General features: G+C 70.4%; 4 protein-coding genes. 2 read left to right on the top strand and 2 right to left on the bottom strand.

The genetic code is table 11. The annotated features are described in order from the left end of the window. Positions 1-65: 65 nt before the first annotated feature. The gene (locus tag DY245_RS30925; RefSeq protein ID WP_128510504.1) at positions 66-1331 is read right to left on the bottom strand and encodes a DUF3824 domain-containing protein; all 1266 of its coding nucleotides are present in this window, start codon (positions 1329-1331) and stop codon (positions 66-68) included. A gap of 10 nt (positions 1332-1341) precedes the next feature. Next, the gene (locus DY245_RS30920; protein WP_128510505.1) at positions 1342-1587 is read right to left on the bottom strand and encodes a MoaD/ThiS family protein; all 246 of its coding nucleotides are present in this window, start codon (positions 1585-1587) and stop codon (positions 1342-1344) included. A gap of 212 nt (positions 1588-1799) precedes the next feature. On the opposite strand from DY245_RS30920, the gene DY245_RS30915 reads away from it, so the two are divergent. Both DY245_RS30915 and DY245_RS30910 read left to right on the top strand, forming a co-directional pair. Then, complete coding sequence (locus tag DY245_RS30915; protein ID WP_128510503.1) at positions 1800-3533, top strand: ABC transporter ATP-binding protein; 1734 nt, start codon at positions 1800-1802, stop codon at positions 3531-3533. A 113-nt stretch (positions 3534-3646) separates the two neighbouring features. Further along, positions 3647-5548: an ABC transporter ATP-binding protein gene (locus DY245_RS30910; RefSeq protein ID WP_181923955.1), complete on the top strand. Its 1902-nt coding sequence runs from the start codon at positions 3647-3649 to the stop codon at positions 5546-5548. Positions 5549-6085: the final 537 nt, after the last annotated feature.

Genomic DNA, 6085 nt, shown 5'->3' with positions numbered 1-6085 from the left:
GCCGCCGGAAGGCGCAGGTGCGCGCTCCGGCGGCCGCCGCGTATGCCTTACGGCCCTAGGGGCGGTTATCCCAGCGCCCGTCCCAGGACGTACACCGCGGGTGCGGCCAGGGCCAGCGGCAGGGCGACGCCGGCCGTCATGTGGACGAAGCGGGAGGGGTAGTCGTAGCTGGCCACCCGCAGGCCGATCAGGGCGCAGCCGCCGGCCGCCAGGCCCAGCAGCGCGCCGGACGCCCCGAGGCCGGTCAGCTGGCCGGCTCCGATGCCGGCGCCCGCGGCGGCCACCAGGGCGATGCCGATCGAGGCGGGGGAGGGCAGCGGCAGCGCACGGGCCAGCGTGGCCACCGCGACCGCGGCGGCGCCGACCACGACGGCGTGCGGGCTCGCCGCGAGGTGGCCGGCGGCGAGCACCGCCAGCGCGGTCGAGGTCAGGCCCGCGGTCAGCGCGTACATCCGCTCGTCCGCGCTGCTGCGGTTGCGCAGCTGGAGGATGAGGACGAGCAGACACCACACACCGAGCGTGCCGATGCCCACCAGGGGCGCGCTCTCGCGGTCGGTGGCCAGCAGGGCGACATCGGTGGTCAGCCCGGCCAGGAAGGCGAGCGCGATGCCCTGGCGGGCCGGCCACATGCCGTTCAGCCGGAACCAGCCGGCGGCCGTGACCGCCTGGAGCAGCGCCACCGGTACGGCGAGCACCGGGCGGGCGAGCGGCGCGGTCAGCGCGAGCAGGAGCGCGAGAACGGCGGTCAGCGCGGCCGGCTGGATACCGGGCGGGATGATCGGCGAGCGGCCCTCGGCGCGGGCGCGCTGGTTGGGTGCGAGCGGCGCCCCGGAGATCGGCGTGGTGACGGCCGGCGCCGTGGCGGCCGGTGCGGGTGCGGCGGGTGAGGGCGCGGCGGGTGCGGGCCTGGCCTGCTGCGGGTGCTGGCGGGCGTAGGGCTCTTCGGCCGGCAGCGCGGACTGGTGCTGGGAGGTCAGCTGCGTGGACTCGGGGTGCGGTGTGCCGTACCCGTCATGGCCGTACGGCTGCTGCTGGTGATGCTGCGGCTGGTGGTGTTGTTGGTGCCGGGGCTGCTGCGGCTGCTGCTGCCCGTACGCGTCGTACCCGTACTGGTCGCGCCCGTACGGGTCGTGCCGGGGCTGCTGCTGGTGCGAGGGGTCGTACGGCTGCTGCCCGTACGGGGCGCCGTACGCCGCCTGCGGGTTGTACGGCGGATGCGCGGGCTGCTGCGCCTGCGGTGCGTATGGATCCTGCGGGGCGTACGGATCCTGTGGTGCGTAGGGATCGTGCGGCTCGTACGGACGGTGGTTCTGCGGCTGGTTGTCGCTCATGATCCGGTGTTCACCCTCCCGCGAACGGCGGCAGGACCTCGACGGTGCCACCCTCGGCCAGCGGCACCGCCGCATGGTCACGGGTGCCGACCGGATCGCCGTCCACCAGGAATGAGCTGCGCAGCAGGACGCGCGCGAACTCGGGGTTCGCGGCATGCGCCGCGCGCGCCGCGTCGAGCGCCTCGGCGAGCGTCGCCGCCGCATAGGGCTCCTCTGCCGTGCCGGCGGCGGCTTTGGCCGCGGCCCAGTAGCGCACGGTGCCAGTAGTTGTCACGGCGGCCTCTTCGTCGTGTCGGTCGGTCGGGGGGCTGCCCGTGGTGGGCGGATGCCCCGTCGTTGCCGCCTCCATGATGGCGCACGCGGCGGCCGGTCCGGCTCCGGGCAAGTTCTGGCAAAGGGCTACCGGCCCACCTGGGCGGACCAACGAAATTCGATTGCCGAAGGCAAGTGTTCGCTTAGGCTCCTTCTGTGCTGGTCCGACTCGCGCGGGTGCATTTGCGGCCCCATAGGCGCTCCATATCCCTGATCGTGCTGCTTCAGCTGATCCAGACCCTGGCCACTCTCTATCTGCCCACCCTCAACGCCGACATCATTGACAACGGTGTCGTGAAGGGGGACACGGGCTATATCTTCCGCATCGGCGGTTTCATGATCGCCGTAACTCTGCTGCAGATCATCTGCGCTATCGGTGCCGTTTATTTCGGTGCCCGTACGGCCATGGCGCTCGGCCGGGACATTCGCGCCGCGGTTTTCGACCGGGTGCAGTCCTTCTCCACCCGGGAAGTGGGCACATTCGGCGCGCCGTCGCTGATCACCCGCACCACCAATGACGTCCAGCAGGTCCAGATGCTGGTGCTGATGACGTTCACGATGATGGTCTCGGCGCCGATCATGTGCGTCGGCGGCGTCGTCATGGCGCTCAATCAGGATGTGCCGCTGTCGGGCCTCCTCCTGGTCATCGTCCCGGTCCTCGGGATGCTCGTCTCACTGATCGTCCGCCGGATGCGTCCGCTGTTCCGCGGGGTGCAGGAGCGCATCGACACCGTCAACCGCGTACTGCGCGAACAGATCGCGGGTATCCGCGTCATCCGCGCCTTCGTCCGCGACCAGCACGAGCGCGAGCGGTTCGCCGGGGCCAACACCGATCTGTACGACGTGTCGGTGCGCGCCGGCCGGCTGATGTCGATGATGTTCCCGCTGGTCATGCTGATCGTGAACCTCTCCAGCGTGGCCGTCGTCTGGTTCGGCGGGCTGCGCATCGACAGCGGAGACATGAAGATCGGTGCGCTGACGGCGTTCCTCAGCTACCTCATGTACATCCTGATGTCGATCATGATGGCGACGTTCATGGTGATGATGCTGCCGCGCGCGGAGGTCTGCGCCGAGCGCATCCAGGAGGTGCTGGCGACCGACTCCAGCGTCACCCCGCCGAAGAACCCCGTCACCGAGCTGCGCCGGCACGGCGAACTGGAGCTCCGTCACGTCGAGTTCCGCTTCCCGGGCGCCGAACAGCCGGTCCTCAAGGACATCTCGCTGACCGCCCGCCCCGGCGAGACCACCGCCGTCATCGGCTCGACCGGCGCCGGCAAGTCGACCCTCCTGGGGCTCGTACCGCGGCTGTTCGACGCGACCGGCGGCGCGGTCCTGGTGGACGGCGAGGATGTCCGCACCCTCGACCAGGAGACCCTGGCCAAGACCATCGGCCTGGTCCCGCAGAAGCCGTACCTCTTCTCCGGCACCGTCGCCACCAACCTCCGTTACGGCAATCCGGACGCCACCGACGACGAGCTGTGGCACGCCCTGGAGACCGCCCAGGCGCGGGACTTCGTCGAGCGGATGGAGGGCGGCCTCGATGCCCCGGTCGCGCAGGGCGGCACCAATGTCTCCGGCGGTCAGCGGCAGCGGCTGGCGATCGCGCGGGCCCTGGTGCGCCGTCCCGAGATCTACCTCTTCGACGACTCCTTCTCCGCGCTGGACTATGCGACGGACGCGGCGCTGCGGGCCGCGCTGTCCCGCGAGACGGACCGCGCGACCGTGGTGATCGTCGCGCAGCGGGTCTCCACGATCCGCGGCGCCGACCGGATCGTCGTGCTGGACGAGGGCCGGGTCGTCGGCACCGGTACCCACACCGAGCTGATGGCCGACAACGAGACCTACCGGGAGATCGTGCTCTCCCAGCTCACCGAGCAGGAGGCGGCGTGACCACCGCGGACAAGGGGGCGGCCGACCGGGCCGAAGCCCCGGCGGACACCGAGGAGACTCACCGGGCGGCGCCCGGACGGGGCCCGGCCCCGGCGGTGGGGCCGGCCCGGATGATGGGCGGCCAGCCCACCGAGAAGTCGATGGACTTCAAGGGCTCCGGCAAGCGGCTGCTGGCCCAGATGAAGCCCGAGCGCGGCATCATGTCCGTCGCGCTGGCGCTGGGCGTACTGAGCGTGGCGCTGACGGTGGTGGGCCCCAAGGTCCTCGGCCGTGCCACCGACCTGATCATGTCCGGCATCATCGGCCGCCGGCTGCCCGACGGGCTCACCAAGGCCCAGGCCGCGGCCCGGCTGCGCGCGGACGGCGAGGGCGGGCTGGCCGACATGATCGGCACGATGCCGGTCGTGCCCGGCCACGGCATCGACTTCGGGGCGGTGGGCGTCGTCCTGCTCTGGGTCGCCCTGATCTACGCCGGCGCCTCCCTCTTCGGCTTCGTCCAGGCCCGGATCGCCACCCGTGTCGTCCAGCGCGCCGTCTTCCGGATGCGCGAACAGGTCGAGGAGAAGCTCGCCCGGCTGCCGCTCAGCTACTTCGACAAGCAGCAGCGCGGTGAGGTGCTCTCCCGGGCGACCAACGACATCGACAACATCCAGCAGACGCTGCAGCAGACCCTCAGCCAGATCGTGGCCTCGCTGCTGACCATCGTCGGCGTGCTCGCCATGATGTTCTGGATCTCCTGGCTGCTGGCCCTGGTCGCGCTGATCACGGTCCCGGTCTCGATCGTCGTCGCCACGAAGGTCGGCAAGCGCGCCCAGCCGCAGTTCGTCCAGCAGTGGAAGACCACCGGCAAGCTCAATGCGCATATCGAGGAGATGTACACCGGCCACAGCCTGGTGAAGGTCTTCGGCCGCCAGAAGGAGTCCGCCGAGCTGTTCCGCGAGCAGAACGAGGCCCTCTACGCCGCCGGTTTCAAGGCCCAGTTCATCTCCGGGATCATCCAGCCCGCGATGATGTTCATCGGCAATCTGAACTACGTCCTGGTGGCCGTCGTCGGCGGCCTGCGCGTGGCCTCCGGGGCCCTGTCCATCGGCGATGTGCAGGCCTTCATCCAGTACTCCCGGCAGTTCAGCCAGCCGCTCACCCAGGTCGCCTCGATGGCCAACCTCGTCCAGTCCGGTGTCGCCTCCGCCGAGCGGGTCTTCGAACTCCTCGACGCCACGGAGCAGGACCCGGACTCCGAGCAGCCCGCCAGGCCCGAACATGTCGCGGGCCGGGTCGAGTTCGAGGCCGTCTCCTTCCGTTACGCACAGGACAAGCCGCTCATCGAGGACCTGTCGCTGGCCGTCCGCCCCGGCCAGACGGTCGCGATCGTCGGCCCGACCGGCGCCGGCAAGACCACCCTGGTCAACCTGCTGATGCGCTTCTACGAGGTGCGCGGCGGCCGGATCACCCTCGACGGCATCGATATCGCCGACATGTCGCGCGAGGAGCTCCGCTCCCACATCGGCATGGTCCTCCAGGACACCTGGCTCTTCGGCGGCACGATCGCCGAGAACATCGCGTACGGCGCCCCTGCGGGCACCTCCATGGACAAGATCGTGGAGGCGGCGAAGGCCACCCACGTCGACCGCTTCGTCCGCACCCTGCCGGACGGCTACGACACGGTGATCGACGAGGAGGGCGGCAATGTCTCGGTCGGCGAGAAGCAGCTGATCACCATCGCCCGGGCCTTCCTGGCCGAACCCGCCATCCTGGTCCTCGACGAGGCCACCAGCTCGGTCGACACCCGCACCGAGGTCCTCATCCAGCACGCGATGGCCCAGCTCCGCACCGGCCGCACCAGCTTCGTCATCGCCCATCGCCTCTCCACCATCCGCGACGCCGACGTCATCCTGGTCATGGAGAACGGCGCCATCGTCGAACAGGGCTCCCATGACGCCCTGTTGGCGGCAAACGGTGCCTATGCCCGCCTGTACGCCGCCCAGTTCGCCGAGGCGGTGGCGGAGACGGAGTAGCCCTTCCCGCCGCGGCGCGTCGCTACAGGCTGTGCGGGGGCGCTGACCGAGACGACTGTGTCGGCGTGCGCACCCGTGCGCTCCCTGTGCGCTCCCTGGCCGTAAAGCGCCGCTTGCCGCAGGACGACCGAGCCGCCCATGGAGAGCGGTGCCCCAGGGAGCGGTTCGGCGGACCGCGGCGGCCAGGTCCTCGACCCGCGGTTGCCGACCGTGGAGCGCCTGCCGGATCCGCCGTGGCCACGAAAGGAGGACGTGGCCACGGAAGGAGGACGTGATCATGTCCGCATGCTGGGAAAATGCGGCAGTGGCGCGAAGAGCTTGGGGGAGTTCCAGCGCGCCGGTGAAGCCGTGCGCGAGGACGATGACGGGAGCCTCGGCCAAGGGCGCGGAAGTGGCTTCAAATGGGGCCTTGCGGGGGGTGTGGGCGGCCTGGATCCGGACCCCGTGAGCCGTCAACAGAGACACGCGATGACCACTCGAAGTGATCGACGGAACACAACAAGGTGCAAAATCGACCTCGGGTCCGGAAGTCAGGTG

It is taken from the genome of Streptomyces inhibens, from assembly GCF_003389455.1.
GTDB classification, from domain to species: domain Bacteria; phylum Actinomycetota; class Actinomycetes; order Streptomycetales; family Streptomycetaceae; genus Streptomyces; species Streptomyces inhibens.
The sequence above is the reverse complement of the archived record's forward strand: the minus strand, read 5'-3'. Positions and strand labels throughout refer to the sequence as shown.